Source organism: Streptomyces sp. NPDC050674 (assembly GCF_040654575.1).
Taxonomy (GTDB): Bacteria; Actinomycetota; Actinomycetes; order Streptomycetales; family Streptomycetaceae; genus Streptomyces.
Genome location: NZ_JBFAIG010000007.1, coordinates 165,771 through 190,816 on the forward strand (window position 1 = coordinate 165,771; position 25,046 = coordinate 190,816).

Annotated in this window: 26 protein-coding genes and 1 pseudogene; 7 read left to right on the forward strand and 20 right to left on the reverse strand. The window is 72.8% G+C overall.

Going from position 1 to position 25,046, the window contains the following annotated elements; all coding sequences use genetic code 11:
* Nucleotides 1-157 precede the first annotated feature (157 nt).
* The 11 genes from AB0I06_RS14260 to AB0I06_RS14310 all read right to left on the reverse strand — a co-directional run bounded on the left by AB0I06_RS14260 (nucleotide 158) and on the right by AB0I06_RS14310 (nucleotide 11,213).
* Nucleotides 158-1,492 (reverse strand): GTP-binding protein, encoded by a 1,335-nt coding sequence (locus AB0I06_RS14260; protein ID WP_363119055.1) that lies wholly within the window; start codon nucleotides 1,490-1,492, stop codon nucleotides 158-160.
* A gap of 2 nt (nucleotides 1,493-1,494) precedes the next feature.
* The gene (cysD, locus tag AB0I06_RS14265; protein WP_363119056.1) at nucleotides 1,495-2,433 is read right to left on the reverse strand and encodes a sulfate adenylyltransferase subunit CysD; all 939 of its coding nucleotides are present in this window, start codon (nucleotides 2,431-2,433) and stop codon (nucleotides 1,495-1,497) included.
* Nucleotides 2,430-2,966 carry an adenylyl-sulfate kinase gene (cysC, locus tag AB0I06_RS14270; RefSeq protein ID WP_363119057.1) on the reverse strand — a complete coding sequence of 179 codons (537 nt, stop codon included), beginning with the start codon at nucleotides 2,964-2,966 and terminating at the stop codon, nucleotides 2,430-2,432. Before cysC ends, cysD begins: the two co-directional genes overlap by 4 nt.
* Before the next feature lie 20 nt (nucleotides 2,967-2,986).
* Nucleotides 2,987-3,697 carry a phosphoadenylyl-sulfate reductase gene (locus AB0I06_RS14275; RefSeq protein ID WP_363119058.1) on the reverse strand — a complete coding sequence of 237 codons (711 nt, stop codon included), beginning with the start codon at nucleotides 3,695-3,697 and terminating at the stop codon, nucleotides 2,987-2,989.
* Nucleotides 3,694-3,873 (reverse strand): hypothetical protein, encoded by a 180-nt coding sequence (locus AB0I06_RS14280; RefSeq protein WP_363119059.1) that lies wholly within the window; start codon nucleotides 3,871-3,873, stop codon nucleotides 3,694-3,696. Before AB0I06_RS14280 ends, AB0I06_RS14275 begins: the two co-directional genes overlap by 4 nt.
* Nucleotides 3,870-5,567 (reverse strand): nitrite/sulfite reductase, encoded by a 1,698-nt coding sequence (locus AB0I06_RS14285; RefSeq protein ID WP_363119060.1) that lies wholly within the window; start codon nucleotides 5,565-5,567, stop codon nucleotides 3,870-3,872. The genes AB0I06_RS14280 and AB0I06_RS14285 overlap by 4 nt, the downstream gene beginning before the upstream one ends.
* A 129-nt stretch (nucleotides 5,568-5,696) precedes the next feature.
* Nucleotides 5,697-5,780 carry a putative leader peptide gene (locus tag AB0I06_RS14290; protein ID WP_311241247.1) on the reverse strand — a complete coding sequence of 28 codons (84 nt, stop codon included), beginning with the start codon at nucleotides 5,778-5,780 and terminating at the stop codon, nucleotides 5,697-5,699.
* A gap of 126 nt (nucleotides 5,781-5,906) precedes the next feature.
* Nucleotides 5,907-6,479: a GNAT family N-acetyltransferase gene (locus tag AB0I06_RS14295; RefSeq protein ID WP_363119061.1), complete on the reverse strand. Its 573-nt coding sequence runs from the start codon at nucleotides 6,477-6,479 to the stop codon at nucleotides 5,907-5,909.
* Nucleotides 6,480-6,545: 66 nt separating this feature from the next.
* Complete coding sequence (locus AB0I06_RS14300; protein ID WP_363119062.1) at nucleotides 6,546-7,856, reverse strand: hypothetical protein; 1,311 nt, start codon at nucleotides 7,854-7,856, stop codon at nucleotides 6,546-6,548.
* Between the two features lie 184 nt (nucleotides 7,857-8,040).
* Entirely contained in the window at nucleotides 8,041-9,318 is a 1,278-nt protein-coding gene (locus AB0I06_RS14305) for a GAF domain-containing protein (RefSeq protein WP_363119063.1), read from the reverse strand.
* Between the two features lie 260 nt (nucleotides 9,319-9,578).
* Nucleotides 9,579-11,213, reverse strand: a complete 1,635-nt coding sequence (locus AB0I06_RS14310) for an acyl-CoA dehydrogenase family protein (protein WP_363119064.1) — start codon at nucleotides 11,211-11,213, stop codon at nucleotides 9,579-9,581.
* 109 nt (nucleotides 11,214-11,322) lie between these two features.
* Between AB0I06_RS14310 and AB0I06_RS14315 the strand changes: the two genes are divergently transcribed.
* Nucleotides 11,323-12,489, forward strand: a complete 1,167-nt coding sequence (locus AB0I06_RS14315) for a YihY/virulence factor BrkB family protein (RefSeq protein WP_363119065.1) — start codon at nucleotides 11,323-11,325, stop codon at nucleotides 12,487-12,489.
* A gap of 13 nt (nucleotides 12,490-12,502) precedes the next feature.
* Here AB0I06_RS14315 and AB0I06_RS14320 read toward each other — a convergent pair whose 3' ends face one another.
* Nucleotides 12,503-13,360, reverse strand: a complete 858-nt coding sequence (locus tag AB0I06_RS14320; protein WP_363119066.1) for an NmrA family NAD(P)-binding protein — start codon at nucleotides 13,358-13,360, stop codon at nucleotides 12,503-12,505.
* 80 nt (nucleotides 13,361-13,440) lie between these two features.
* Here AB0I06_RS14320 and AB0I06_RS14325 point away from each other — a divergent pair, with 80 nt between their 5' ends.
* Both AB0I06_RS14325 and AB0I06_RS14330 read left to right on the forward strand, forming a co-directional pair.
* Complete coding sequence (locus tag AB0I06_RS14325; protein ID WP_363119067.1) at nucleotides 13,441-14,412, forward strand: AraC family transcriptional regulator; 972 nt, start codon at nucleotides 13,441-13,443, stop codon at nucleotides 14,410-14,412.
* A 119-nt stretch (nucleotides 14,413-14,531) separates the two neighbouring features.
* The gene (locus tag AB0I06_RS14330; RefSeq protein ID WP_363119068.1) at nucleotides 14,532-15,221 is read left to right on the forward strand and encodes a helix-turn-helix domain-containing protein; all 690 of its coding nucleotides are present in this window, start codon (nucleotides 14,532-14,534) and stop codon (nucleotides 15,219-15,221) included.
* Here the strand turns inward: AB0I06_RS14330 and AB0I06_RS14335 are convergent.
* Nucleotides 15,201-15,605: a VOC family protein gene (locus AB0I06_RS14335; RefSeq protein WP_363119069.1), complete on the reverse strand. Its 405-nt coding sequence runs from the start codon at nucleotides 15,603-15,605 to the stop codon at nucleotides 15,201-15,203. The two genes, AB0I06_RS14330 and AB0I06_RS14335, sit on opposite strands and share 21 nt — an antisense overlap.
* 145 nt (nucleotides 15,606-15,750) lie before the next feature.
* On the opposite strand from AB0I06_RS14335, the pseudogene AB0I06_RS14340 reads away from it, so the two are divergent.
* Nucleotides 15,751-16,804: pseudogene (locus AB0I06_RS14340) on the forward strand (IS630 family transposase).
* Between the two features lie 21 nt (nucleotides 16,805-16,825).
* Here the strand turns inward: AB0I06_RS14340 and AB0I06_RS14345 are convergent.
* A complete protein-coding gene (locus AB0I06_RS14345; RefSeq protein WP_363119070.1) occupies nucleotides 16,826-17,236 on the reverse strand; it encodes a hypothetical protein in 411 nt (136 codons plus the stop codon).
* 60 nt (nucleotides 17,237-17,296) lie between these two features.
* Here AB0I06_RS14345 and AB0I06_RS14350 point away from each other — a divergent pair, with 60 nt between their 5' ends.
* Nucleotides 17,297-17,944: a ThuA domain-containing protein gene (locus AB0I06_RS14350; protein WP_363119071.1), complete on the forward strand. Its 648-nt coding sequence runs from the start codon at nucleotides 17,297-17,299 to the stop codon at nucleotides 17,942-17,944.
* A 257-nt stretch (nucleotides 17,945-18,201) separates the two neighbouring features.
* On the forward strand, nucleotides 18,202-18,741 hold the full coding sequence (locus AB0I06_RS14355; RefSeq protein WP_363119072.1) for a peptidoglycan-binding protein: 540 nt from the start codon (nucleotides 18,202-18,204) through the stop codon (nucleotides 18,739-18,741).
* A gap of 94 nt (nucleotides 18,742-18,835) precedes the next feature.
* Here AB0I06_RS14355 and AB0I06_RS14360 read toward each other — a convergent pair whose 3' ends face one another.
* The 5 genes from AB0I06_RS14360 to AB0I06_RS14380 all read right to left on the reverse strand — a co-directional run bounded on the left by AB0I06_RS14360 (nucleotide 18,836) and on the right by AB0I06_RS14380 (nucleotide 22,028).
* Complete coding sequence (locus AB0I06_RS14360; protein ID WP_363119073.1) at nucleotides 18,836-19,207, reverse strand: VOC family protein; 372 nt, start codon at nucleotides 19,205-19,207, stop codon at nucleotides 18,836-18,838.
* 133 nt (nucleotides 19,208-19,340) lie between these two features.
* A complete protein-coding gene (locus AB0I06_RS14365; RefSeq protein ID WP_363119074.1) occupies nucleotides 19,341-19,766 on the reverse strand; it encodes a helix-turn-helix transcriptional regulator in 426 nt (141 codons plus the stop codon).
* A 189-nt stretch (nucleotides 19,767-19,955) separates the two neighbouring features.
* The gene (locus tag AB0I06_RS14370) at nucleotides 19,956-20,378 is read right to left on the reverse strand and encodes a Rid family hydrolase (protein ID WP_363119076.1); all 423 of its coding nucleotides are present in this window, start codon (nucleotides 20,376-20,378) and stop codon (nucleotides 19,956-19,958) included.
* A 179-nt stretch (nucleotides 20,379-20,557) separates the two neighbouring features.
* Nucleotides 20,558-21,601, reverse strand: coding sequence for a substrate-binding domain-containing protein (locus AB0I06_RS14375; protein ID WP_363119077.1), 1,044 nt, complete (start codon nucleotides 21,599-21,601; stop codon nucleotides 20,558-20,560).
* Between the two features lie 187 nt (nucleotides 21,602-21,788).
* Nucleotides 21,789-22,028, reverse strand: coding sequence for a hypothetical protein (locus tag AB0I06_RS14380; RefSeq protein WP_363119078.1), 240 nt, complete (start codon nucleotides 22,026-22,028; stop codon nucleotides 21,789-21,791).
* Nucleotides 22,029-22,157: 129 nt separating this feature from the next.
* Here AB0I06_RS14380 and AB0I06_RS14385 point away from each other — a divergent pair, with 129 nt between their 5' ends.
* A complete protein-coding gene (locus AB0I06_RS14385) occupies nucleotides 22,158-23,765 on the forward strand; it encodes a carboxylesterase family protein (RefSeq protein ID WP_363119079.1) in 1,608 nt (535 codons plus the stop codon).
* A 251-nt stretch (nucleotides 23,766-24,016) separates the two neighbouring features.
* Here AB0I06_RS14385 and mmuM read toward each other — a convergent pair whose 3' ends face one another.
* Nucleotides 24,017-24,949, reverse strand: a complete 933-nt coding sequence (mmuM, locus tag AB0I06_RS14390) for a homocysteine S-methyltransferase (protein ID WP_363119080.1) — start codon at nucleotides 24,947-24,949, stop codon at nucleotides 24,017-24,019.
* Nucleotides 24,950-25,046: the final 97 nt, after the last annotated feature.

The window sequence follows — 25,046 nt, forward strand, 5'->3', positions numbered from 1 at the left end:
GTTTTCGTCTACGGCGGTGGGGGGTGAGGGCGCGCAAGCGGTGCGCGTACGTCAGCGCACACATCGCGCCACTCCGCCCTGCCCGCTGCCGAGAGCACCGCTGCCGACGCGGCCGCCCTCCTTGGCGAACATCGAGTAGAAGTCGGGGGAGTTCATGTCAGAAGTCCCACCCGTCGTCGTCGGACCCGTCCTTGACCGGCTCCGGCGCCGCGAAGGACTCGCCGACCATGCCGGCGGTGAGGGTGGTGCCGTCGTTCGGGTCGATCAGGATGAACGAGCCGGTCCGGCGCGAGTCGGCGTAGGAGTCGACCGGCAGCGGCTCGGCGGTACGGATCTTCACCCGGCCGATGTCGTTGGCGACCAGCTGTCCCGGATGCGGGTGCAGGGACAGGTCGTCCAGCGTGAGGCGGGACGGGATGTCCTTGACGATCGCCTTGACGGTGCGGGTGCCGTGCTTGAGCAGCACCCGGTGCCCGACGGTCAGCGGAGCGTCGGCGACATGGCAGACGGTCGCCTCGATGTCCTGGGTGGTCGCGGGCGCGTCCTTGCTGGGCACGATCAGGTCGCCGCGGGAGATGTCGATGTCGTCCTCCAGCAGGAGGGTCACCGACTGCGTCGTCCAGGCCACGTCCACCGGCTCGCCCAGCAGGTCGATGCCGGAGATCCTCGAGGCGCGGCCCGACGGCAGCACCGTGACGGACTCGCCGACGCGGAAGGAACCGGCGGCGATCTGGCCGGCGTAGCCCCGGTAGTCCGGGTGGTCCGCGCTCTGCGGCCGGATCACGTACTGCACGGGCAGCCGGGCGTGGCAGTGGCTCAGGTCGTGGCTGACCGGCACCGTCTCCAGGTGCTCCAGCACGGTCGGGCCGCCGTACCAGTCCATGTGGGAGGAGACGTCCACGACGTTGTCGCCGACGAGCGCCGAGATCGGGATCGCGGTGACCTCGGGGACGCCCAGCTCGGTCGCGTACGCCGTGAACTCCTCGGCGATGGCGGCGAACACCTTCTCCTCGTAGCCGACGAGGTCCATCTTGTTCACGGCGAGGACCACGTGCGGGACGCGCAGCAGGGCGGCGATCGCGGCGTGCCGGCGGGTCTGCTCGACGACGCCGTTGCGCGCGTCGACCAGGATCACGGTCAGCTCGGCGGTGGAGGCGCCGGTCACCATGTTGCGTGTGTACTGCACATGGCCCGGGGTGTCGGCGAGGATGAACCGCCGCCGGGGGGTGGCGAAGTAGCGGTACGCCACGTCGATCGTGATGCCCTGCTCCCGCTCGGCCCGCAGGCCGTCCGTGAGCAGCGCGAGGTCCGGGGCCTCCTGGCCGCGGCTGGCGGAGACGCGCTCCACGGCCTCCAGCTGGTCGGTGAGGACCGACTTGGAGTCGTGCAGCAGCCGCCCGACGAGGGTGGACTTGCCGTCGTCGACGGAACCGGCGGTGGCGAACCGCAGGAGGGTGGTCTCCGCGAGTTCCTCGGTGGTGATGGTGCTCATCTCTAGAAGTACCCCTCGCGCTTGCGGTCTTCCATCGCGGCCTCGGACATCTTGTCGTCGGCGCGGGTGGCACCGCGCTCGGTGAGCCGGGAGGCGGCGATCTCGACGATCACCTTCTCGATGGTGTCGGCGTCGGAGTCCACCGCGCCGGTGCAGGACATGTCACCCACGGTCCGGTAGCGCACGAGCCGCTTCTCGACGCTCTCGCCGTCCTTCGGCCCGCCCCACTCGCCGGCGGTCAGCCACATGCCGCTGCGGGAGAACACCTCGCGCTCGTGCGCGTAATAGATCTCCGGCAGTTCGATGCCCTCCCGGGCGATGTACTGCCACACGTCCAGCTCGGTCCAGTTGGACAGCGGGAACACCCGGACGTGCTCGCCCGGCGCGTGGCGGCCGTTGTACAGGTTCCACAGCTCGGGGCGCTGGCGGCGCGGGTCCCACTGGGAGAACTCGTCGCGCAGCGAGAACACCCGCTCCTTGGCCCGGGCCTTCTCCTCGTCGCGGCGGCCGCCGCCGAAGACGGCGTCGAACTTCTCCGCCTGGATCTTCTCGGTCAGCGGCAGCGTCTGGAGCGGGTTGCGGGTGCCGTCCGGGCGTTCCTTGAGCACGCCGCGGTCGATGTAGTCCTGCACGGAGGCCACGTGCAGCCGCAGCCCGTGCTTCGCCACCGTGCGGTCGCGGTAGTCGAGGACCTCGGGGAAGTTGTGCCCGGTGTCCACGTGCAGCAGCGAGAACGGCACCGTCGCCGGCCGGAAGGCCTTCAGCGCCAGGTGCAGCATGACGATGGAGTCCTTGCCGCCGGAGAAGAGGATCACCGGCCGCTCGAACTCGCCCGCCACCTCGCGGAAGATGTGCACCGCCTCGGACTCGAGGGCGTCGAGGTGGGAGAGCGCGTAGGGGCTTTCCGTCCCCTCGGAAACGGTGGCGACGGTCGTCGTCATGCCAGTCCCCTTTCGCTGAGCAGGGCGTACACGGAAGCGGCGGACTCCCGCACGGTCTGGTTCTGCGACTCGATGCGCAGGTCGGGCGACTCGGGCGCCTCGTACGGGTCGTCGACCCCGGTGAGCCCGGTGAGCTCGCCCGCGGCCTGCTTGGCGTACAGGCCCTTCACGTCCCGCTCGCTGCACACCTCGACCGGCGTGGCCACGTGCACCTCGACATAGGCGGTGCCGTTCGCCTGGTGCCGCTTGCGCACCGCGTCCCGGCTGTCCTGGTACGGCGCGATGACCGGGACGAGAGCCAGCACGCCGTTGCGGGCGAGCAGTTCGGCGACGAAGCCGATGCGCTGCACGTTGGTGTGCCGGTCCTCGCGGCTGAAGCCGAGGCCCGCCGAGATGAACTCGCGGATCTCGTCGCCGTCGAGCACCTCGACCCGCCGGCCCTCCTCGCGGAGCCGGCCGGCCAGTTCGTAGGCGATCGTGGTCTTGCCGGCGCTCGGCAGACCCGTGAGCCAGACGGTGGCTCCGGTCGTCACGTCACTCTCCTGAATCGTCGTCATCCGTGCAGCCCGCACTCGGTCTTGTTGCGGCCCGCCCAGCGGCCGGCGCGCGCGTCCTCGCCCTGAAGGACCCGGCGGGTGCAGGGGGCGCAGCCGACGGAGGCGTAGCCGTCCATCAGCAGCGGGTTCGTCAGAACACCGTGCTCGGTGACGTACGCGTCCACGTCGTCCTGCGTCCAGCGGGCGATCGGGGAGATCTTGACCTTCTGCCGCTTGTCGTCCCAGCCGACCACCGGGGTGTTCGCCCGGGTCGGGGACTCGTCGCGGCGCAGGCCGGTCGCCCAGGCCTGGTAGTCCTTCAGGCCCTGCTCCAGCGGCTGCACCTTGCGCAGCTTGCAGCACAGGTCCGGGTCGCGGTCGTGCAGCTTCGGGCCGTACCGGGCGTCCTGCTCGGCGACCGTCTGCACCGGGGTGAGCGTGATGAGGTTGACGTCCATCACGGCCTCGACCGCGTCGCGGGTGCCGATGGTCTCCTCGAAGTGGTAGCCGGTGTCGAGGAAGACCACGTCGACGCCGGGCATGGCGCGGGCGGCGAGGTGGGCGACCACCGCGTCCTCCATCGAGGAGGTCACGCAGAAGCGCTTGCCGAACGTCTTCGCCGCCCACTGGAGGATCTCCAGCGCGGAGGCGTCCTCCAGATCGCGGCCCGCCTGCTCGGCGAGCCGCTTGAGATCCTCGGTGGTGCGTTCTTCCTGAACGGTCGTCATATCTGTGCCCCTCCGGAATCGGATCGCTTCAGCCCCTGGGCCAGCAGCCCGAGGAACTTCAGCTGAAAGGCTCGACTGCACGCCGCGCATTCCCACGCGCCGTGCCCCTCCTCGCTGGGGCGCAGGTCCTCGTCCCCGCAGTAGGGGCAGTGGAACGGGGCCATCCGCTCGCTCACGACAGGGCCTCCTCGTCGGCCCGGGCCGCCCAGGCGGCGAACCGCTCGCCGTCCTCGCGCTCGGCCTGGAACCGCTTCAGGACGCGCTCGATGTAGTCGGGCAGCTCGTCGGAGGTGACCTTCAGACCGCGCACCTTGCGGCCGAAGCCGGCCTCCAGGCCCAGGGCGCCGCCCAGGTGCACCTGGTAGCCCTCGACCTGCTCGCCCCGGTCGTTCAGCATGAGCTGGCCCTTGAGACCGATGTCCGCGACCTGGATACGGGCGCAGGCGTTCGGGCAGCCGTTGAGGTTGATGGTGAGCGGCTCGTCGAACTCCGGCAGGCGGCGCTCCAGTTCGTCGATCAGCTGCGAGCCGCGCTGCTTGGTCTCGACGATGGCCAGCTTGCAGAACTCGATGCCGGTGCAGGCCATGGTGCCGCGCCGGAACGAGGACGGGCGAGCGGTCAGGTCGAGCGCCTCCAGGGCCTCGACGAGCGAGTCGACCTTGTCCTCCTGCACGTCGAGGACGATCATCTTCTGCTCGACGGTGGTGCGCACCCGGCCCGAGCCGTGGGCCTCGGCGAGGTCGGCGATCTTCGTGAGCGTCGCGCCGTCGACGCGTCCGACGCGCGGGGCGAAGCCGACGTAGAAGCGGCCGTCCTTCTGCCGGTGCACACCGATGTGGTCGCGCCACTGGCTGGACGGCTGCTCGGGGGCCGGGCCGTCGGTGAGCTTGCGCTTGAGGTACTCGTCCTCCAGGACCTGCCGGAACTTCTCCGGGCCCCAGTCGGCGACGAGGAACTTCAGGCGGGCGCGGTTGCGCAGCCGGCGGTAGCCGTAGTCGCGGAAGATCGAGATGACGCCCTCGTAGACGTCGGGCACGTCGTCGATCGACACCCAGGTGCCCAGGCGCACGCCCAGCTTGGGGTTGGTGGACAGACCGCCGCCCACCCATACGTCGAAGCCGGGGCCGTGCTCGGGGTGCTTCACACCGACGAACGCCACGTCGTTGATCTCGTGCACCACGTCCAGCAGCGGCGAGCCCGAGATGGCGGTCTTGAACTTCCGCGGGAGGTTCGAGTACGCCGGGTTGTTCAGGACGCGGCGCTTCATCTCCTCAAGCGCCGGGGTGGCGTCGATGATCTCGTCCTCGGCGATGCCCGCCACCGGCGAGCCGATCATCACACGCGGGGTGTCGCCGCAGGCGGTGACCGTGGACAGCCCCACGCCCTCCAGCCGGTTCCAGATCTCGGGCACGTCCTCGATGCGGATCCAGTGGTACTGGACGTTCTGCCGGTCCGTGATGTCGGCGGTGCCGCGCGCGAACTCCTGCGAGATCTCGCCGATGACCCGCAGCTGCCGGGTGGTCAGCGCCCCGCCGTCGATGCGGACGCGCAGCATGAAGTACGAGTCGTCCAGCTCCTCCGGCTCCAGGACGGCCGTCTTGCCACCGTCGATGCCGGGCTTGCGCTGGGTGTACAGCCCCCACCAGCGCATGCGGCCGCGCAGGTCGTTCGGGTCGATCGAGTCGAAGCCCCGCTTGGAGTAGATCGTCTCAATGCGTGTCCGCACATTGAGACCGTCGTCGTCCTTCTTGAACTGCTCGTTGCCGTTCAGTGGGGTGTGGTGCCCCACGGCCCACTGGCCCTCACCGCGGTGACGGCTCACCTTGCGGCGGGGAGTCGCGTCGGCAGGCTTCTGCGGGGTGGCGGCCATGGTTGATACGTCCTTCGGGACAGGCGAAAATGCGGCTCTGACCTGCGCATGCGGGCGCATGGGCATAGGGCGCGTCATTGCGCGGGTGTGAGGCAGGAAAGGAAGATGTCGGGCGTGGGCTGAGTACGCTCAGTGCGCCGGACAGATGGCGCTGGACATGCGGCCGAGGTCGACGTGCCGCCGACTCACCAAGGCAATTCCAGTTCCAGACATGACGGAAGCGTGTCACGGCGATCTGGACACAGTCCAGCTTCGTCCAAGATGCGGACACCCTTGTCTCGCACAGCAAGACAAGGGTGTCCTTGGTCACATCGGGCACCGGTCAGGTGCCGGTCCAGGTCAGCCGGGGAACGCCCCAGGCCACGGCCCAGGAGCCGCGACCTCCGCCTCCTCCTCGACCTTGGTGTCGAACAGGGTGAAGCCCCGCCGCCGGTAGTTGTCCATCGCGTGCGCGCCGTCCTTGCTGCACGTGTGCAGCCAGACCCGCTTCGTGGGCGCCAGTCCCGCCCAGCGGTCCGCGAGGTCCCAGGCCCGGGCCGTGCCGTACGACAGCAGGTGCCCGCCGATGCGCCGGCCCCGGAAGGCCGGGAGCAGCCCGAAGTAGACGATCTCCACGACCGCGTCGTCCTGCGCCTCCAGCTCCACGTACCCTGCGGGCGTGCCCCGGTCGTAAGCCACCCACGTCTCCACCCCGGGCCGCTCCAGGTGCTCCACCCACCGCGCGTACGACCAGCCCAGCCGGTCCGTCCAGCGGATGTCGCCGCCCACCGACGCGTACAGGAACCGGCTGAACTCGGGCGAGACGAGCTCGGAGCGGACGACCCGGACGTCCCCCTCCGGCACGGGAGCGGGCAGCAGGTCGGTCGGGGCAGTCTGCTCCAGGGACCACGTGGTCACGGCGATGCTGGTCATGCGGGCCAGAAAACCATCCGACCCACACGTCTGTCGATCGGCCCCCCGCTCCGCGAGCGGCACGGGTCAGCGCAGCGCCCGGTCGATCGACGCCAGAGGCAGCGCGAACAGCATCCGCCCCGACTGGGACCAGACCTCGCCGGTCTCCTGCCAGTAGGACAGGGAGGCGGACCGGCCGCTCCAGCAGTGCCGTGTCTCGTCCGTCCCGCACTCCGCCGCCCGCGCGCCCTCGGTGTCCTGGCGCCACAGCGTCCCGTGCCCGCCGGGGTCGCCCGCCGCGCGGTCCAGGTACCAGCCCGAGCGGTGCGCCAGCACGCCCCGCACATCGGTCGTCTTCGTCTCGTACGCCTCGACCGGGTCCGCCTTCCCGGAGGAGCCGGTGGTGAGCAGGCCGGCGCGGTCCGGGTCCCGGCTCAGCGCGTAGCGCCACAGCCGGGTGCGCCGGTCGCCGTCCGCGGGCACCCACTCGCTCGCGACCAGACTGTCGGGGGAGGTGCTGCGGTCCAGGGAGACGGTGGCCGGTCGGGGCGCGCCGTCGCCGCCGGGCAGCGTGTACGAGGCCACGGCGGGCAGCACGTACCGGGAGCCGTGCGCCGCCCAGCCGCCGGGCACCCGGCCGACCGCGTCGGACGTCACGGTGGCGCGCTGGATGCGGTCCATGTCGTAGACGAACAGCGCGTCCCGGTCGCGCTCACGGGTCGTCACCAGCAGCTTGTCCTGGTACCAGACCATGCCGGACAGCGGGGAGACCAGCCCCCGGTAGTCCCGCCCGCCGTCCACCGGGACGGCCAGCAGGGCCCAGGTGTAGCGCAGCCGGGCGGGGTCGTTCGCGTCGACGAAGGCGACCCTGGCCAGGCCCTGCCCGGGAGCCGGGCCGTCCAGGGAGCCGCCCTCGGCGGCGCCCCGGGACCAGCCGGAGAGGATCACGCGGTCGCTGCCCCAGCGGCCGTCGTCGTCCGCGTCGCCCGAGGTGGTGACCGCACCGGCCCGCCAGTCCCGGGTGTCGGATCCCGCGAAGCAGTACGCGCGCGTCGCCGCCGGCTCCACCGGCAGGCTGCGCCGCTCGGCGGCCGGGCAGTCGGCCGCCCGCCGCAGCGGGCGGTCGGCGTCCTCCAGCACCGCGCCGACACCGACGGGCCGGCCCATCGCCGACGCGAGCCGGTCCAGCCACGCCCCGGGCACCCGGTGCTCGGCCAGCGGCAGCCGCCCGCCCTCGTCGGACGCGACCGTCCGGAGAGCACCGGGGGCGTCGGCGACGGTGGCCTGCGAGGCGCTGATCAGGGTGGCGGCGGCGGTCAGCGCGAGGGCCGTCCCGGCCAGGGTCGCGCGCAGCGCCCTGCCCCGCCTGCGCCGCCGGTGTCTGCCACGATGCTTCATAACGTCCTCCCGAGACGGACCAACTGCGCCTGGTGATCCGCACGTTGACGGAGGAGCAGGTGGGGTGGCCCGTACAGGGATGCTACGGCAGGTGAGCGGTGCGGGGGACGAAGACCCCGCAAATATGCGAAAGATGCACCCTCGGGGCGGCTTGTGACGGCTCCGCCGGCACACGAAGTGAACCTCAGGGCGCCGGTGCGGCCCCCCGCCGCCTGCTCACCGCCGGTGCCGACGAATGGGGCAGCAGATCCCGCGGGTCGTCCGGGAGCAGCACCTCCACCTCGGCGTCCTCCGCGAACCGGTACGGCCGGTGCTCCAGGAACGCCCCCAGATACCGCCGCACCCGCGACATCTCGGCACGCACCGTCACCGTGCGGGCCGGGTCGCCGAACAGGTCCCCGGCCAGTCCCGAGGCGCTGCGGCCGGAGCGGTTCACGGCGAGGAGGTACAGCAACTCCGCGTGCCGGGGGCTCAGTTCCCGGGTCCAGGAGCCCGCCGAGCCGAGCACCTCCACCGACCAGCGCCGCGCCTGCCTGAGGTCCAGCACGATCCGGGCCGGGCCGCGCGGCACCGGCTCCTCGGCGACGGCCGACAGCAGCCAGCCCCCGGGCAGCGGCTCCACCGAGCACGGCCCTAGCACCGGCAGCCATCTCGGGCCCGCCGACAGCGACTTCGGCAGGGCCACCCGCCGCACGTACGGCATCCCGCTGACCGCCGCCGTCCAGCCGTCCGGGTCGACCGCCAGGGCACGGCCGCCGAGCCGGGCCAGCACCGGAGCCGCCACCGCCCGCAGCCGCTCCAGCGACTCCGTGTGCATCTCCCGCAGCCGGGCCTCGGCCAGTTTGGCCACCGAGCCGACCCAGGCGAGCGTGGCCGGATGCATGGTCTCCAGCGGCCCGCTCACATCCACCACGCCGAGCAGCCGCCCGTCCCGCGGATCGGTCAGGGGAGCGCCCGCACACGTCCAGCCGGCCTGGGAGCGCACGAAGTGCTCCGAGGCGAAGACCTGCACCGGCCTGCGCACCACCGCCGGGGTGCCCACACCGTTCGTGCCGACCACGTCCTCACGCCAGTCGGCGCCGAGTTCGAAGCCGAGCCCGTCGGCCTTGCGCAGCACCGGCGGGCTGCCCTCGCGCCACAGCACCCGGCCGTCCTCGTCGGCCACCACCATGATGTGGTGGGCGACGTCCGCGGCCGCCAGCAACCCCTCCCGCAGCACCGGCAGCACATGGCGCAATACCGACGTCTCGCGCCGCCGCTGCACCTCCTCGCGGGACAGTGGATCCGCCCGGACGTCCCGCTCCGGATCGACACCACTGCGCAGCATCCGCTCCCAGGACCGCTCGATCACCGGACGCGGCGCCAGCGGAGCGGGCCGCCCGGCCAGCCGGGCGGAACGGACCTCGCTGAGGACCCGGGCCGCGCGCGAACTGTCCACGGCGGCCCAGTGCGTGACGTCCATACGCGTGCGCCCCCCGGAGTCGCTTCTGACCGACCGTCTCATAGTGACGCCTGTCCGAGGTCCGCGCGCACCGTCCGCACACAGTCAGCAGCAAGTTGCAACCCCCTGCAACCCTGGTGGACGGCCCGGCCGTGGCCGAAAATTGAGCGACGCCGTCCCGAGCGGCGTTCAGTGGCTCGAACGGGCCAGTGCGGCGGGGGTGGTGCCGTGTCGGCGCAGCACCACCCCCGCTCCGCGCTCACCCGGGCGCGCGCGGCGCGTCAGGACACCGGCCGGGCCCGCTCCACCACCGACGCCAGGTCCAGTGTGTGCGGCAGCGTCCCGAAGGCCGCGCCCCCGTCGCCGCCGAACCGCCCCGCGCAGAACGCGTCGGCGACCTGCGGTGGCGCGAAACGGACCAGCAGCGAGCCCTGCAACACCAGTGCCAGCCGCTCCGCCAGCCGCCGCGCCCGCGCCTCCACGCCCTCCAGGTCGGCGAGTTCGGTCAGCAGGTCCTTGATGGCCCCGTCCAGGCGGTGATCGGCGCCGCGCGCCTGGCCCACCTCCCGCAGATACGCGTCCAGCGCCCCCGGCTCCCGCTGCAACACCCGCACCACGTCCAGCGCCTGGACGTTGCCGGCGCCCTCCCAGACGGAGTTCAACGGCGACTCACGCACCAGCCGCGGCATCCCGGACTCCTCCACGTACCCGTTGCCGCCGAGGCACTCCGCCGCCTCCACGGCGACGGGCGCGCACCGCTTGGTCACCCAGTACTTCGCCGCCGGCACCGCGATCCGCAGCAGCGCCCGCTCCTGTTCGCCGCCGTCGTCACAGGCCGCCGCCAGCCGCAGCGCCAGGGTCGTCGCCGCCTCCGACTCCAGCGCCAGATCGGCCAGCACATTGCGCATGAGCGGCTTGTCGAGGAGTTTCCCGCCGAACGCCTCGCGGTGGGTGCAGTGGTGCACCGCCTGCGCCACGGCCTGCCGCATCAGCCCGGCCGAGCCCAGCACGCAGTCCAGCCGGGTCGCCGCCACCATCTCGATGATGGTGCGCACCCCGCGCCCCTCCTCGCCGACCCGGCGCGCCCAGGTCCCCTCGAACTCGACCTCGCCCGAGGCGTTCGACCGGTTGCCGAGCTTGTCCTTGAGCCGCTGGATCCGGAACACGTTGCGCGTGCCGTCCTGGAGCACCCTCGGCACCAGGAAGCAGGTCAGCCCGCCCGGCGCCTGCGCCAGCACCAGGAAACCGTCGGACATGGGCGCCGAGCAGAACCACTTGTGCCCGGTCAGCTCGTAGGTCCCGTCCTCGGCGAGCGGACGCGCCGACGTGGTGTTCGCCCGTACGTCGCTGCCGCCCTGCTTCTCCGTCATGGCCATCCCGAACAGCGCCCCGGCCTTGAGGTGCGCGGGCCGCAGCTCACGGTCGTAGACCATGGACGTCAGCCGCGGCTCCCACTCGGCGGCCAGGTCCGGGTCGGTGCGCAGGGCCGGCACCGCCGCGTGCGTCATCGACAGCGGGCAGCCGTTGCCGGCCTCCACCTGCGTCCACACCAGGAAGGCGGCGGCCCGCCGCACATGCCCCGCCGGCCGGTCCCACGCGGCCGTCAGACCCGCCGAGACCCCCTTGCCGAGCAGCCGGTGCCAGGAGGGGTGGAACTCGACCTCGTCGAGCCGGTTGCCGTACCGGTCGTGGGTGAGCAGCCGCGGCGGGTTGTCGTTGGCCAGCCTCCCCCACTCCTGCACCTGCGCCGAGCCGGAGGTCCGGCCCAGGGCCGCCAGCTCGCCGAGGACCTCCTCGCGCATCTCCGGATCGCAATGCCGGCCGACCGCGGCGGCCAGGGCCCGGTCGGCGGAGAAGACGTCGTAGCCGACCAGCGGCGGGACCTGGTTCGTCACGGTGTGCGTGCTGCCTGCCATGCTGCGAAAGTACCCCGCGCCGGCACCTTGGCACCCGGCGGACCCGACCGGTCGGCGAAGACCCGGCCTGTGGGTGAGTGGGGCGGGGCACGACGGATACCGTTAGGGGGTGCAGCCAGCAAGTGACACCCCCGACACGCCCTCCGGGCGCCTCCACCGGGCGCGGGCCCTCTACCGGAACGTCTCCAAGCGCAGGACCGCCTGGCTGTTGCTCAAGGACACCGTCAACTCCTGCGTCGAGTACCGCATCCTCGGCCTCGCCGCCGAGGCCGCGTTCTTCACTCTGCTGTCGGTGCCGCCCCTGCTGCTGAGCATGATCGGACTGCTCGGCTACGTCGACGCCTGGACCGGCGCCGACACCATCGAGAGCCTTCAGACCAACCTCCTGGAGGCCTCCCGCACCGTCCTGTCCGACCAGGGCGTGCGCGAGATCGCCCAGCCGATCCTGCACGACGTGATGAAGGGCGGCCGGCCCGACGTCATCTCCCTCGGCTTCCTGTTCGCCCTGTGGTCGGGCTCCCGCGCGGTGAACGTCTTCATCGACACCATCACCGTGATGTACGGCCTCGACGGGGTCCGGGGCATCGTCAAGACCCGGCTCATGGCCTTCCTGCTGTTCATCGTGGCCCTGCTCATCGGCTCGGTCGCGCTGCCGCTGATGGTGGCCGGGCCGGACGCCGTGGTGCGGGTCGTGCCCTGGTCGACGACGGTCGTGCAGGTCCTGTACTGGCCGGTGGTGATCCTGCTGTCGATCGCCTTCCTGACGACGCTGTACCACGTGTCCGTCCCGGTGCGCTCCCCGTGGATCGAGGACGTGCCGGGCGCGCTCGTCGCCCTCGGCATGTGGGTGCTGGGCAGCTTCCTGCTGCGGATCTACCTGACCAGCACGGTCGAGGGCCCCACCATCTACGGCTCCCTGGCGGCGCCCGTCGCCGTGCTGCTGTGGATCGGCGTGTCCGCGTTCGCCGTGCTCGTCGGGGCCGCGGTCAACGCCGCCATCGACCGGGTCTGGCCGGCCGCCGCCACCGCCGCGGCCCGCGAGGCCAACGAGCGGCTGCGGCAGGCCCAGGTCGCCGAGTACGTCGCCCGCGCCACCGCCGCGGGCGAGGCCGACCCCGACATGCCCTCCGAGTTCCCGGAGCGCTGGTCACGCTTCCTCCCCCCGGAGGACGTCTCGGCCCGGCTGCGCACCCATGTGAAGAGCGCCCACGTGAAGAACAGCCACGTCAAGAGCCCGCAGGCCGACGGGGAGGGGAAGCCGCCCGGGCAGACGTGACGGAACGTCCCCGTCAGCCCCGCCAGGTCCCGGCCGCGGCCTCCTCGCGCACGAAGTCCCCGAAGTCCCGGGGCGCACGGCCCAGAACCTCCCGCACCCCGTCCGACAGGTGCGCGTTGCGGCCGTCGAGAAGGGTGTCGAAGATCTCCGTCAGGGCCGCCACCTCCTCCGTCGGCACACCGAACCCGGCCAGGGCCTGACCGTAGTCCCGCGTCGAGACGGCCCGGTAGGCCAGCGGGCGCCCCGTCGCCCCGGCGATCTCCGCGACCGCCTCCCCGAAGGACAGCAACCGCGGCCCGGAGAGCGTGAGCGTCCGCCCCGTGTACCGCTCGCCGCCCGTCAGCGCGGCCACCACCACGTCGGCGATGTCCCGCACGTCCAGGAACGGCTCCCGCACCTCGCCGGCCGGGAACACCAGCTCCCCGCTTCGCCGCAGCTCCGCCACGAGCGGACCCTCGCTGAAGTTCTGCGCGAACCACGCGGCCCGCACGACCGTCCAGTCCGCCCCCGACGCCCGCAGCGCCTCCTCGGTGGGCAGCGCCTGGTCCTCACCCCGCGCGGACAGCAACACCAGCCGCCGCACCTCCAGCCCCACCGCCTCCCGCGCGAGCGCGCCGACCACCTCAGCTGCGCCCGGAGCGCCGACGTCGGAAGGGTGGACGAGGTACGCCGCGTCCGCGCCGCGCAGGGTGCCCACCCAGGTCGAGGCGTCCCACCAGTCGAAGCCCGTGGCCCGCGACGCCGCCCGCACCGTGAGCCCGGCCGCCGCCGCGGCCCGCGCCACCCGGCTCCCGGTACGCCCCGAGGCGCCCGTCACCACCACCGTCATGTCCCGCGTGTCCCGCGCCGTGTTCTGTGTCGTGTGCGTCATGCCCCGAGTCAACCGCCGCCCACCGCACGCAACCATCGCTGAACGGCTCATTCCCATACGCCCGCGTCTACGCTGGCCGCATGGACGCGCCCCCACGCTCGAACACGCTGATGCGGGGGGACCCCCTCGCAGGTCTCCTGGAGGGCCCCCGCGCGCGGGGCGCGTTCATGATCAGGGCCTGCTTCGACCCGCCGTGGGCGGTGCGCGTGGAGGACCGGGCCCCGCTCACCGTGATGCTCGTCGTCCGCGGCGAGGTCTGGATCGTGCCCGACCGGGGCGAGAGGGTGCGGCTCACGGCCGGGGACCTCGCCATCGCCCGCGGCCCGGACCCCTACACCTGCGCCGACGCCCCCGGCACGGCACCCCGGGCGGTGATCCTTCCGGACCAGGAGTGCCGCTACCCCGACGGACGGCCCCTCAACGGCTCCATGGACCTGGGCGTGCGCACCTGGGGCGGGAGGCCCGACGGCGCCACCATGATGCTGATCGGCACGTACCCGATGCGGGGCGAGGTCGGCGGGCGGCTGCTGGACGCCCTGCCGCCGCTGCTCACCCTCACGTCCGACGTGTGGGACTGCCCGCTCACGCCCTACCTCGCCGAGGAGATCGTCCGGGACGAGCCGGGCCAGGAGGTCGTCCTGGACCGGCTGCTCGACCTGCTGGTCATCGCGGCGCTGCGGGAGTGGTTCGCCCGCCCCGAGGCCCAGGCACCGGCCTGGTACCGGGCCCTGGCCGACCCGGTCGTCGGCGGCGTCCTGCGCCTGCTCCAGGACGACCCGGCCCACCCCTGGACCGTCGCCGCGCTCGCCGCGAAGGCCGGGGTGTCCCGCGCGGCGCTGGCCCGCCGCTTCACCGGCCTGGTGGGCGAGCCTTTGATGACCTACCTCACCGGCTGGCGCCTAGCCCTGGCCGCCGACCGCCTGCGCGACTCCACCGACACCCTCGACGCGATCGCCCGCACGGTGGGCTACGGCAGCGCGTTCGCCCTGTCCACGGCGTTCAAGCGGGTGTACGGGGTGAGTCCGGTGGAGTATCGGGGGCGGGGGGCGTAGCGGACGGGGCCGGGGGTGGCGGGGCGCGCGACCTGGCACCGGCCCCGAGACCCCACGAGGGAGCAGAGACCCGGCATCCAACCCGCCCCGCCCCCGACTCCCGGCGTAGCCTGGCCCTCGTGTACGTGGAGCGGGCGGCGCGGCTGCCCGGGGCGGTCGTGTGGACCAACACCCCGTCCCGGGCCGGGGTGGGGCGGGTCCTGCCCGACGGGTGCATGGATCTGCTGTGGCACGACGGGCGGCTGCTGGTCGCCGGGCCCGACACCCGCGCCCACGTGCCGGACGGTACGACCGGTCCCTGGTCCGGGATCCGCTTCTACCCCGGCACGGCCCCGGCGCTCCTGGGCGTACCGGCGCACGAACTGCGCGACCGGCGCGTCGAGCTGACCGACCTGTGGCCGGCCGCGCGGGTGCGACGCCTGGCCGACCGGGTGAACACGGCCCCCGACCCGGCGAGCGGCCTGGAGGAGCTGGCCCTGCGGGAGGCGGCCGGTGCCGAGCCCCCGGACCCGCTGCTCCGGCAGATCGTCGCGGCCCTCGACGCGGGCCGTACGGTCGCCGCCACCGCCGACGAACTCGGCCTCGGCGCCCGCCGGTTGCACCGCCGCTCGCTGTCCGCCTTCGGCTACGGCCCCAAGACCCTGGCCCGCATCCTGCGGCTGAACCGCGCCCTCGCACTGGCCGGGCGCGGCGTGCCCTTCGCGGAGACGGCCACCAGGGCGGGATACGCCGACCAGGCCCATCTGGCCCGTGAGGTCCGGGAGTTGGCCGGCCTGCCGCTGGGGGAGCTACTCGGCCGCGGTGGCTAGCGGGGCGTAGAGGTCCACCCCGTTGCCGTCCGGGTCGTGCACGATGGCGTACCGCTGCCCCCAGAAGGCGTCCCAGGGCTTGAGCTCGCCGTGGTACCCGGAGCCGACCAGTTCGCCGTACAACGCGTCCACCTCCTCGGGTCCTTCGCAGCGCAGGGCCAGTGAGGCCCGGCCCCCGCCGACGGGCGGCTGCCAGTGGGGCAGGAAGGAACGGACCGTCTCCTCGGTGTCGAGCAGCAGCCGCAGCCCGCCGGGCGGTCCGGCCTCGGCGTGGGGCAGCTCTTCGGCACCGTCCGGGAAGGCGAACCCGAGCCGGCGGTAGAACGCGACGGACGCGGCCATGTCGGAGACGACCAGGCCGATGGCATCGAATCGTGCAGTCATGGAGCCACCGTAGGCAGGCCGTGACACCCGGTCTTGAACGAATCGGACACCCGGCCCGGCTAGTGCTGTGACCGGGAAGGTTCGCCGCGTTGGTGTTGGGCCGGTTGGATGGGCGATGACGTTCGTTCCGACCGCTGGAGGTGCGGTGGCTGAGCCTGTGCGGGTGCGCAGACTGACCGATCAGGAAGGGCAAAAGCTGCAGCAGATCGTGCGCCGGGGCAGTACCAGCTCGGTGCGCTACCGGCGGGCGATGATGCTGCTGGCGTCCGCCGGTTAAACGAGATCGGGCTGGCCTGCCTGGACCCTCGATGGGCGGGAGGCCGTCCCCGCCTGCTCGCCCCTGAGGACGAGGACTTCGTCATCCAGACGGCCACCTCCCGCCCCACCAAGGTCGGTCAACCCTTCACCCGCTGGTCGATCCGCGAACTCGCCGCCTTCCTGCGCCGCGTGCGCGGACGCGTCATCCGGATCGGTCGGGAAGCCTTACGGTGCCTTCTCCTACGTCGCGGCATCACCTTCCAGCGCACCAAGACCTGGAAGGAATCGCCCGACCCCGAGCGGGACGCCAAGCTCGACCGCATCGAGCAGGTGCTGGAACGCTTCCCGGACCGGGTTTTCGCCTTCGACGAGTTCGGGCCCCTCGGGATCCGCCCCACCGCAGGGTCCTGCTGGGCCGAATGCGGCAAGCCCAACCAGCTCCCGGCGATCTACCGCCGCACGCACGGCGTCACCTACTTCCACGGCTGCTACTCCGTCGGCGACGACCGGCTGTGGGGCGTCAACCGCCGCCGCAAGGGCACCGCCAACACGCTGGCCGCCCTGAAGTCGGTCCGCGCCGCCCGACCCGACGGCGCCCCGATCTACATCATCCTGGACAACCTCGCCGCCCACACCGGCGCCGACAAGGCCACCGGGCGAGGAAGAACAAGGTCGAGCTGTGCTTCATGCTTCACCCCGACCTACGCCTCCTGGGCCAACCCGATCGAGACCCACTTCGGCCCGCTGAGGCAGTTCACCCTGGCGAATTCGAACCATCGCAGCCATCCCGCGAAACCCGGCCCCGGCACCGCTACCTTCGCTAGCGCGAAGCCAATGCCCGCCACCCCGACGTCCTCGCAGCCCAGCGCAGAGAACGCGCCCGCATCCGCAGCGAAAAGGGCATCCGCTGGGGCGGACGCCCCCTCGCACCCGCAGCCTGACACCGCCTGGCGACCAGTGACTCAGAAGCCTCGGAAAACGCCGTCGTCGTCGACGGCGCCGACGAACTCCTCGAAGTCCATGTTCGCCCCAGCGAGGTTGTTCTCGATGCCCCACAGCTCGGCTGCCACAACGCGGACACACCGCCCACGCTCGCCCTGCAGATCCACCACGAGGAGCGGCAGTTCAGTCGAGGCGACAGCTGCAGAGTCCGCCAGGACAAGAAGTGGATGCTGGTACTCCGCAGGGATCAGGTCGAGGGCCTGGCCGGGTGTCAAGCCCTCGTACCTCCGGTCATCGACGAGTGCGACGTTGGCTAAGAAGCCGTCCCTGCTGGGCGACAACAGCGCCGCCCGCAGAGCGTCCCAAGCACCGTCTGCCGAGAAGTCGGTGCGCACAACGAGGGCTTCCAAAGTGCACGGGAGCTGGTTCATGCGCGGACAGTACCGCCAACCCGGTGAACCAATCCGGTCACAGCACTAGGTTCGGGTGCCATGGCGCCACGACTGCTTGTCCACACCCGCACCACCGGCTATCGGCACGATTCCATCCCGGCCGGCGTCGCCGCCCTGCGCGCCGCCGGGGACTTCGAGGTCGACGCCACGGAGGACCCGGCCGCCCTCGAACAGCCCTTGGACGACTACGCGGCCGTGGTGTTCCTCTCCACCAGTGGTGAGATACTCACCCCCGCCGGACGTGAACGGCTCGCCGCCTACGTGGAGTCGGGCGCCGGCTTCGTGGGTGTGCACGCGGCGGCCTGCACGGAGGACGACTGGCCGTACTACGGCGACCTGCTGGGCGCGAGGTTCGCCCGCCACCCGCTCCACCAGCCCGGCAGGGCCCTCGTCGAGGACCACGACCATCCGGCGACCCGGCATCTGCCCGCCGTATGGAACGTCACCGACGAGTGGTACGACTTCCGCACCAATCCGCGGGGCAGCGTCCGTGTCCTGCTCACCGCCGACGAGTCCTCCTACGAGGGCGGCGGCATGGGCGCCGACCACCCCCTGGCCTGGTGCCACGGCCACGGCGAGGGCCGCGTCTTCTACACGGCGCTCGGCCACGCCCCCGAGGCCTACGAGGATCCGGCCTTCCGCGCCCACCTCGTGGGCGGCATCGCCTGGGCGGCCCGGCTGTCCTGAGCCGCCGGTGCGCGTGGCGAGGCCTGCCGGTGTCCGCCCGCGCCGCGTCCGGCTGCCCTCGACCCGGTCGGACCCACGGTGACCCGTCCCCGCCCGGGACACCGCCGCCCCGCGCCCGAACCGTCCCTGGGCGGCCCGGGGACGCCGGCAGGTCTCGCCGGGGGCGCGGCCGGCCCCTGACGCTGTGCCGTGGCAGACGAGACGAGCCGCCCCGGGGGCGACCCGCCGGGGGACGGCGCTTCGAAAAGGACAACCGCATGAGCATGCGCAATCGGACCGTGGCGATGATGACGGCCGTGCTGCTGGGCGCCGGGGGCACCGGCATCGCCCTGGCGCCGGCGGCGAACGCCGCACCCGCCTACTTCGGCATCGACGGCACGGGTGCCGTGACCAACGACTGGGAGGACGAGGAGAACCTCGGCGTCGACGCCTACGCCAGGGGCAACGCGGTCGCCCTGTGGGAGACCGTGCTGTGGGCGGACGGCGCCCAGTGGGAGGACGACGAGGGCGAGTGGCAGCCCTTCCGCAAGAGCCGTATCGACGGCTCGTTCGGCCCGGAGACCGAGTCGGCCACGCAGTGGTGGCAGAGCCGGCACAACCTCCCCGACACCGACGGCACCGTCGACAGCGAGAGCTGGGACTTCGCCCAGACCCGGCTCCAGAGCCTGCCGGGCAACATCGTCCAGTACAAGGGCCTCGTGCGGAACGTCACCTTCAAGCGCGTGGGCGGCAAGTACCAGGTGAAGCTGAAGAACGTCGGACCGTGGAAGTACGCCCACTACCGCACACTCGGCTGAGCTGACGCTCCCGGTGCGGCCGCCCGGGCCGGGGCCCCCGGGGGTGTGGCGGTGCCCGTTCCGGCGGTTCCGTCGGTGGTTCGGAGAGGCGGGGTCAGACTCCCTCGGGAGTGATCAGGCAGAAGGGATGGCCGACGGGATCCTCGTAGACGCGGTAACCGATCGGCTTGTCCGAGCCGTCCAGCAGCGTCGCGCCGAGGGCGAGCACCTGGGCCTCGGCCGTATCGAGGTCCGGGACCATCACGTCGAGGTGCAGGTGCGGAGGACGCTCGGGATCCCCCCACCGCGGCGCGCGAAAGCCGTCCACGCGCTGGAAGGCGACCACCGGGGCGCCCGACGCGTCCTGGAGCACGACGAAGTCGGCGGTGTCCGCCTGCCGTGACAGCGACAGCAGCTTCTCGTAGAAAACGGCCAGTTCGTCCGGGTCGGGGCAGTCGATGACAACGGCGTACAGGCGTCCGATCATCCGGCTCACTCTTTCGCAGGCGGTGTGGGGGCGACCAGGTCACGCGACCGGGCTGCCGTGCGCGCACATCCACGGGCGGTCCGGGTCCGGGCGCCGGGAGAGACCGGCGCCGGGGAGCGGACGGCCGGTGCGGTCATCCGCTACCCGCCGGCAGCACCCACAACAGCCCCGCCAGCAGCACCACGATGACCCCGAACGACACCAGAGCCGCCGCCCGCCAACGCCGGTACGCCGCACCGGCCGGCGACGCGTCCGCCACCGCCGCCGCCGCCCCGGCCGACGCCGTCGACCCGTGCGGCCACGTCCGGTCGGCCAGGTCCCACAGCGCCAGCAGCCGGGCCTGGTCCGCCCCCGCCACCCGGCACAGCGCCTGCACGGCGCCGCTCGGCGGCTGCTTGGCCCCGCTGAGGTACCGCTGCCACGACGACTTGCTGTACGCGGTCCGCCGGGCCAGCTCCGCGAGGCTCAGGCCTGTGCGGTCCTTCAGGGCCCGCAGCTGCTCGACCAGGTGCCGTCCCTCCCTCGGCAGTACGTCCGGAAGCGGCTGCCAGCGCGTCATGGTCGTCCCCCCACCGCTCGCCGCCGCCTCGCCCCCCGGCGACGGCCCCTCCCCACCGCAACGTTCGACGCCGACCCGCCCCGGCCAGTTCCCCTGAACGGCGGGCGCGCGACGCGCACGAGGGGTGTGCGGCGGACACCCGCGCGACCAGGGGCCGGCGTCCCGTGCGCCCCGCGGGGGCCGTGTCCGTCAGACCCCGTCCCGCACCGTCGGCCGTACCGCGACCGCGTCGACCTCGAACAGCATCCCCGGCAGCGCCAGCGAGGCGACGCCGCTCAGCGTCTGCGCCGGGAGCCGCTCCCCGAAGCGGGCGTGCAGGACCTTGCCCAGGGTCTCCAGCTTGCCGAGGTCGTGGTCCACGATGAACGTGCCGAGCCGTACGACGTGTTCGTAGCCGAGGCCGACCCCCTCCAGGGCCGAACGCAGCCGGTCGAAGGCCAGTTCCACCTGTGCGGCGAAGTCGCCCGGCACTGGCGCGCCGGTGGGGTCCGAAGCGTACTGGCCGCCGATGAAGACGGTTTCACCCGGCGCCGACACCGCGTGGCTGTAACCGAAGGGCGTGGGGTCGTGGAGCGTGACCGGGTTGGTGATCGTGCGCGGATCGGGCGTCATTACCGGCGTCCTTTTCGTTGACTGCGGCCGCCGTCCTCCCGACGGCGGCACCCTGACACCACGCTCAACTCCCATTGCACGTAAGCGCATTCCCACCGTGCAGACACCATCGGCGGGACGTACGCCACCGGCACACGAGGTCCGTCCGCGACCCACCGCAGGCGTTCTCGCGGCACCTCCTACGCGCGCGGCGCCGCTGTGCTCGCCCGTTCCACCAGCCGCGTGGACAGCTCCGTGCGTGTGCTCTCCGGATGATGGCCGTCCATCATGCGCAGCAGCGACCGCAGGGCCGTCGCGGCCATCTCGGACAGCGGCTGGCGGACGGTGGTCAGACCGGGGGAGGCCCAGCGGGCCTCGGGCAGGTCGTCGAAGCCGACCACACTGATGTCGTCCGGCACCCTCAACCCGCGTGCGGACAGGGCCTCGTAGACGCCCAGCGCCATCCGGTCCGAGCAGACGAAGACGGCGGTCGGCGGTTCGGGCAGATCGAGCAGTTCCAGCATGCGGCGGCGGGCCACGGCCTCGTCGAAACCGGCGTGCCGGACGTACTCGGGGCGGTGCCGGATCCCGGCGGACGTGAGCGCCGAGCGGTATCCGGCGACCCGGGCGCTGCTGCACAGCGTGCGCCGGGGCCCGGCGATGACGGCGACCCGCTCGTGGCCCAGGGACAGCAGATGCTCCGTGGCCGTCAGACCGCCCTGCCAGTTCGCGGCCCCGACCGAGACGACGCCCTCCGGCGGTTCCTGCACCGGGTCGATCATCACGAACGGGATGCGGTGCTGCTCCAGCCACGCGTACTGCGAGTCGCTGAGCTCGGCCAGGTTGAACAGGACCCCGGACGAGCCACGGGCGACCAGTTTGTCCAGCCAGCCGCGTTCCGGGCGCCCGACCCGGGAGCGGATCAGCGCCGCCGACACCACGACCTCCAGGCCGGCGTCGTGCGCCGCCTCCTCCACCCCGTGCAGCACCGCGCCCGACCAGGAACTCTCCAGCGAGTGGACGACCAGATCGACGAGCCGGGGCGCCTTCGCCGCGTCGAAACGGGGTCTGCGTACGTAGCCGAGCCGGTCGAGGGCCTCGGTCACCCTGCGCCGGGTCTCGGGCGCCACGTCCTCGCGGCCGTTGACCACCTTGGACGCGGTCGGCACCGACACCCCCGCCTCGCGCGCCACGACCGCCAATGTCGGACCGGCCGCCACGCTCGCACTCGCCGTACGGACCATCGGGAACCCACCTCTCCGGCCCGCCCGAGGGCCGTGGAAAGTTTCGACCAGCGCTGCACACGGCGATCACGGGATCCGGCCGGGCAGAAAGCGCTTCCTACTCTATGTGCGGCGCAGGACGGCGGGAAGGGAAGGTGAATTCACCGCTGCGCACCGGTCAAAACTTTCGAAACCCCGAACAGCGCCCTCAGCCGGGTGAGCCGGTCAGCCGAAACCCGGTGAAATCCGCCGTGAACGCCGCGTCCACCAGGTCCCGGGCGTGGATCGCCGCCATCGCCCCGGTGGAGCGCAGCCGGGAGCCCTGGTCGTCGGACAGCCGGCTGGAGCCCAGCGCCGGACCGATCGCCGTGCGCACCCCGTCGCGGACGAACCGGAAAGGCGCGTCGGCCCCCTCGACCGTCACCCCCCGCGTGGCCGGCCCGTCCACCGGCACACCGTTGACGTAACCGTGTACGCCGAACAGCCCTCCCCACCGCTCGTGCGCCGGAATACCGGGCGACCATGAGTTGCTCTGATCCTCACGGTGCACGAGCGCGGTGAGGAGGCTGGTGGACGGATGACGGAAGACCAGGCGGACCCCGTGGTGAGCACGCCGTACGGTGCCGTGCGGGGCCGGTACGAGCGCGGTGTCGCGGTCTTCCGCGGCATCCCCTACGCCGCCCCTCCCTTCGGCCCCCGCCGCTTCCGTCCGCCCGTGCCGCCGCCGCCCTGGGACGGCGTGCGCGACGCCGGCGCCTTCGGCCCCACCCCGCCGAAACCGCCGTACTCCGACGCCTTCGCCCCCTACCTGTCCGACCCGGTCGTGCCCGGCGACGACTGCCTCAACCTCAACGTCTGGACTCCGCAGCCCGACCCCGGGGCCCGCCTCCCCGTCCTCGTCTGGCTGCACGGCGGCGCCCTGACCAGGGGCTCCTCAGCCGTCCCCGTCTACGACGGCCATGCCTTCGCCCGTGACGGCGTGGTCTGCGTATCGATCAACTACCGGTTGGGCGTCGAGGGCTACGGGCTGTTCCCCGACACACCCCCCAACCCCGGCCTGCGCGACCAGATCGCCGCCCTGACCTGGGTGCACGAGGCCATCGAGGCCTTCGGTGGGGACCCGGGACGCATCACCCTGGCCGGACAGTCCGCCGGGGCCATCAGCGTCGGCGCCCTCCTCGCCGCCCCGCAGACCCAGGGCCTGGTCCGCCGGGCCGTCCTGCAGAGCGGGCCCCCCGAGGTGTCCGAACGGGCCCGGGTACGGCGGATGGTGCGCCGGATGGCGTCCCGGCTGAAGATCCCCGCCACCGCCGAGGCCTTCGCCGCCGTCGACCGCGACCTGCTGCTGCGCACCCAGGCCGAAGTGGGCAGACTGAGCAGCCCGGTGATCGGAGGCCCCGCCTTCGGCCTCGTCATCGACGGCGACGTCGTCCCGCGCGACCCCCTCGAGGCCCTCACGGACGGCGGCGCCGCGGCGGGCGTTGAACTGCTGCTGGGCTGGACCCGCGACGAGCACCGGCTGTGGCTGGTGCCGGGCGGGCTGATGGAACGCGTCGACCGCCTCGGAGCCGTCGCCTTCGCGGGCGCCATGGCCCGCTGCCGCTGCGGCAGCGAGGTGCCGCGCGGCTACCGCACCCTGCACCCCCGGGCGGGCACCGCGGACCTCGTCGGCCGGCTCGTCACCGACCACCTGCTCCGCATCCCCCTGCACCACCTGGCCGACGCCCGTGAGGAGCCGACGTACGTCTACGAGTTCGCCTGGCCCTCGAACCTGCCGGGGCTCGGCGCCTGCCACGCGCTGGAGCTGGGCTTCGTCTTCGACACCGGGCAGGCCGAGGAGTCCCGGAAACTGGCGGGGGAGGGGGCGCCGCAGGAGCTCGCGGACGCGATGCACTCGGCATGGGTGCGGTTCGCGGCGGACGGCGACCCGGGCTGGGAACGCTGGAACGAGGACCACCCGGTGCGGGTGTTCGGGGACCGCGAGCCCGGCGCCGAGGACGGCCCGGCCCACACCGCCCACGGTCCCCACGACCGCGAACTGGCCCTCTGGCGGGCCGACGCCCTCCGCCCGCCCGAACCGCCACCCGCACCGGTCCCGTCCGACGGTGGCACGCCCACCCGCAGCACGGAACTGCGCTCGGCCGTGCGACGCCTCCGCCGCTCCGGGGCGCTGCGCCGGCAGTGACGTCGCGCGCCCGCCGAGCGGCCGGTGCGAGGGAGCAGGCCCCACCGAGTCCCTCACCACGACGTGCGTGCCCAGCAACAGGCGCACGGCCCTGGACCGCGCGGGCGGCGAGGTGGCCGAGTTCCTCGCAGGGCACATGGAGCGCCCAACGCCGATGGCCATCGGTTCCCACGGCGGAGGCCAGGAGCGGGGGGAGAGGGAGGAGGGGGCTGCGCGGACCGGCCGTCCTCGGCGGTGGCCGCCGCGGGAGGTCAGGCCGGGGTGCCGTCGCCGCGCGCCGCTGCCGGCGTCCCCGCGATGCCGGTGATCGCGTCCGGGCCCACCCGGCAGCAGCCGCCGATCAGCCGCGCCCCGGCCCGCTGCCAGCCCTCCACCTGGTCGGCGGTGAAGGTCGAGCGGCCGGTCCAGGCCCGGGCCGCCGCGTCCCAGGTCTCCCCGCTGTTGGGGTAGACGACGACCGGCTTGCCGGTGACCCGCGCCGCAGTCGCCGCCGCGGCCTCCACGTCCTGCGGCGCGCAGCAGTTCACCCCGACCGCGATCACCTCGTCCGCCTCCGCGGCCAGGGCGAAGGCCTCCTCCAGCGGCTGCCCGGCCCGCGTGCGGTCACCGGCGACGGAGTACGACAGCCAGGCCGGCACCCCCAGCCCGCGCACCGCCCGCAACAGGGCCGTGGCCTCGTCGGCGTCCGGGACCGTCTCCAGCGCGAGGACGTCGGGACCGGCCGCGGCCAGCACCTCGAGGCGCGGCCGGTGGAAACGCTCCAGTTCGTCCACGCTCAGCCCGTAGCGCCCCCGGTACTCCGAGCCGTCGGCGAGCATCGCACCGTAAGGACCGGCCGACGCCGCCACCCACAGGGGCCGTGAGACCCCCGCCCGCCGGGCCGCCTCCCGGGCCGACTCCACGCTCAGCGCCATGAGTTCGGCCGCCCGGTCACGGCTGATCCCCCGCTGGGCGAACCCCTCGAACGTGGCCTGGTAGCTGGCGGTGATCGCCACGTCCGCGCCCGCCCGGAAGTAGGCCAGGTGCGCCTCGGTCACCGCCTCGGGCCGTTCGGCGAGCAGCCGCGCCGACCACAGCTCGTCACTCAGGTCGTGCCCGGCCGATTCGAGCTGGTTGGACATGCCGCCGTCCAGGACGACCGTCCCGGCGGCGAGGGCTTCAGCGAGGGTGAGAGTGCTGGTCATGCCGACGACGGTAATCGAGAAACGGCGGCGCGCCCCAGCCGAGTGTGTCCATTCCATGAACAGGTCGACCAGCATGTGGGACAGCGGGTTAGGATCG

Bases quoted from the DNA above. Each gene is read 5' to 3' on its own strand.
- AB0I06_RS14260 (WP_363119055.1), bottom strand. From the start codon at position 1,492: ATGAGCACCATCACCACCGAGGAACTCGCGGAGACCACCCTCCTGCGG.
- cysD (WP_363119056.1), bottom strand. From the start codon at position 2,433: ATGACGACGACCGTCGCCACCGTTTCCGAGGGGACGGAAAGCCCCTAC.
- AB0I06_RS14275 (WP_363119058.1), bottom strand. From the start codon at position 3,697: ATGACGACCGTTCAGGAAGAACGCACCACCGAGGATCTCAAGCGGCTC.
- AB0I06_RS14285 (WP_363119060.1), bottom strand. From the start codon at position 5,567: ATGGCCGCCACCCCGCAGAAGCCTGCCGACGCGACTCCCCGCCGCAAG.
- AB0I06_RS14290 (WP_311241247.1), bottom strand. From the start codon at position 5,780: ATGTCTGGAACTGGAATTGCCTTGGTGAGTCGGCGGCACGTCGACCTC.
- AB0I06_RS14295 (WP_363119061.1), bottom strand. From the start codon at position 6,479: ATGACCAGCATCGCCGTGACCACGTGGTCCCTGGAGCAGACTGCCCCG.
- AB0I06_RS14300 (WP_363119062.1), bottom strand. From the start codon at position 7,856: ATGAAGCATCGTGGCAGACACCGGCGGCGCAGGCGGGGCAGGGCGCTG.
- AB0I06_RS14305 (WP_363119063.1), bottom strand. From the start codon at position 9,318: ATGGACGTCACGCACTGGGCCGCCGTGGACAGTTCGCGCGCGGCCCGG.
- AB0I06_RS14310 (WP_363119064.1), bottom strand. From the start codon at position 11,213: ATGGCAGGCAGCACGCACACCGTGACGAACCAGGTCCCGCCGCTGGTC.
- AB0I06_RS14320 (WP_363119066.1), bottom strand. From the start codon at position 13,360: ATGACGCACACGACACAGAACACGGCGCGGGACACGCGGGACATGACG.
- AB0I06_RS14325 (WP_363119067.1), top strand. From the start codon at position 13,441: ATGGACGCGCCCCCACGCTCGAACACGCTGATGCGGGGGGACCCCCTC.
- AB0I06_RS14335 (WP_363119069.1), bottom strand. From the start codon at position 15,605: ATGACTGCACGATTCGATGCCATCGGCCTGGTCGTCTCCGACATGGCC.
- AB0I06_RS14345 (WP_363119070.1), bottom strand. From the start codon at position 17,236: ATGAACCAGCTCCCGTGCACTTTGGAAGCCCTCGTTGTGCGCACCGAC.
- AB0I06_RS14350 (WP_363119071.1), top strand. From the start codon at position 17,297: ATGGCGCCACGACTGCTTGTCCACACCCGCACCACCGGCTATCGGCAC.
- AB0I06_RS14355 (WP_363119072.1), top strand. From the start codon at position 18,202: ATGAGCATGCGCAATCGGACCGTGGCGATGATGACGGCCGTGCTGCTG.
- AB0I06_RS14360 (WP_363119073.1), bottom strand. From the start codon at position 19,207: ATGATCGGACGCCTGTACGCCGTTGTCATCGACTGCCCCGACCCGGAC.
- AB0I06_RS14365 (WP_363119074.1), bottom strand. From the start codon at position 19,766: ATGACGCGCTGGCAGCCGCTTCCGGACGTACTGCCGAGGGAGGGACGG.
- AB0I06_RS14370 (WP_363119076.1), bottom strand. From the start codon at position 20,378: ATGACGCCCGATCCGCGCACGATCACCAACCCGGTCACGCTCCACGAC.
- AB0I06_RS14375 (WP_363119077.1), bottom strand. From the start codon at position 21,601: ATGGTCCGTACGGCGAGTGCGAGCGTGGCGGCCGGTCCGACATTGGCG.
- AB0I06_RS14385 (WP_363119079.1), top strand. From the start codon at position 22,158: ATGACGGAAGACCAGGCGGACCCCGTGGTGAGCACGCCGTACGGTGCC.
- mmuM (WP_363119080.1), bottom strand. From the start codon at position 24,949: ATGACCAGCACTCTCACCCTCGCTGAAGCCCTCGCCGCCGGGACGGTC.